The organism is Pseudomonas sp. P5_A2_2 (assembly GCF_054177685.1).
In genome coordinates, this window is the sequence record NZ_JBGCUL010001075.1 from 1 (window position 1) to 1,455 (window position 1,455).

A 1,455-nucleotide genomic window follows, 5' to 3' on the forward strand; every position below is an offset into this window, starting at 1 on the left:
TCCGTGATGAGTACATGTTCAATGTTTTCGAGTTCTATCGCCTGACGGGGCAATCTGGGCTCGGCCACTATCTAATGGTTGCCCATAATTCTCAGGGCATGGCAATCGGCACGAGCGAGACGTGCAGCCAGGCTCCAAGAATGGGAAGTCGTATCACTAGATATCTCAAAGGGCTTGCCCGCCGGCTGCTTCGTGCTCTACGTTTGCGTTGACGTAAGCTGAGTGGGATACGACTGGTTAAAAGAAGAAGGTAAGGTTGGGCGGTTTTGAGCGCTGCTTATAGCTGCTGCCCTGTATATGGATTATGGATCTGATAATTTTATGAAAAGCTATTTTGGTCTGATTGGTGCTGGTGGGCATGGCAGGGAGGTTATGCCCATGCTGCGTTCGATGCTCCAGGGCAAGATAGCAGGCTTGAGTGCTGAATTGCTGTTTGTGGTTGAAAATCTGGAGGAAGAGATTGAGGTCAACGGATATCGCACAATCAGTCTCAACGCGTTTTTTGATCTGGAAGGAACCAAGCGTTTCAATGTGGCAATTGGTGACTCAAAAGTTCGTCAGAGGATTGCGGAGGCTTGTGCCGCCCAAAACATCGAGCCTTTCGCGCTGATTGCGAATAGTGTGATTTTGTTGGACAGCAATGAAATCGGTGAAGGCTGCATGATTTCAGAGCAGACGATCATCACGTCAAATGTCCGGATTGGGCGTTTTTTTCAGGCTAATAACCAATGTAATATTTCACACGATTGTGTGATTGGGGACTACGTAACCCTCGCACCAGGTGTCAAATGCAACGGCAATGTAACTATTGGCGATCACGCTTATATAGGTGCTGGCGCGTTGATCAAACAGGGACGGCACGGTAAACCATTGCTAATTGGCGCAGGGGCAGTCGTCGGTATGGGCGCGGTTGTTACCAAAGACGTTGAGCCGCATACAACAGTGGTAGGTAATCCTGCCAAACCGTTGGTGAAGTAATGTTGAATACTAGTCCGGGCTTCGGGTTGTCAATCCTGTTGGTTACCTATAATCACGAGTCTTACATTGACCGAGCGCTGGAGTCTCTATTCAACCAGGACTTCTCAGGTACTATTGAGTTGGTCGTTGCTGATGACGCATCTACGGACAGTACGTTGGCGCGTATTCGTACTTACGAAGGTGTTGATTCGCGCTTTTCTTTCAAGTATCTGTCGTGCGATACCAATGTTGGTATTACCAAAAACTACCAGCGTGGTTTCGGAGCGTGCACAGGGCAATATGTTGCGGTTCTGGAAGGGGATGATTACTGGATTAGCCCGAGAAAATTGTCGCGGCAAGTCGAGTTTCTGAGCGAGCACTGGGAGTGTGATCTTTGCTCCGTAAATTACTTCATTTTCTATGAGGCGAATGCGTCGTTTGTTGAGCGGACACCGATTGGGGCAGGACATCGCCTACTTGGGGCACGTGAACTAATCA

3 protein-coding genes are annotated in these 1,455 nt (G+C 48.9%); all 3 read left to right on the plus strand.

Annotation, left to right across the window (positions count from 1 at the left end; translation table 11 throughout):
- On the plus strand, window positions 1-212 hold a 212-nt coding region (locus ACXRVY_RS28910; RefSeq protein WP_458238946.1), incomplete at its 5' end, for a hypothetical protein.
- Between the two features lie 109 nt (window positions 213-321).
- The gene (locus ACXRVY_RS28915) at window positions 322-978 is read left to right on the plus strand and encodes an acetyltransferase (RefSeq protein WP_223462065.1); all 657 of its coding nucleotides are present in this window, start codon (window positions 322-324) and stop codon (window positions 976-978) included.
- On the plus strand, window positions 978-1,455 hold a 478-nt coding region (locus ACXRVY_RS28920), incomplete at its 3' end, for a glycosyltransferase family 2 protein (protein ID WP_458238947.1). The genes ACXRVY_RS28915 and ACXRVY_RS28920, both read left to right, overlap by 1 nt.

What these genes read in the sequence shown, in the direction of transcription:
- ACXRVY_RS28915 (WP_223462065.1), top strand. Translation starts at nt 322, where the DNA reads ATGAAAAGCTATTTTGGTCTGATTGGTGCTGGTGGGCATGGCAGGGAG.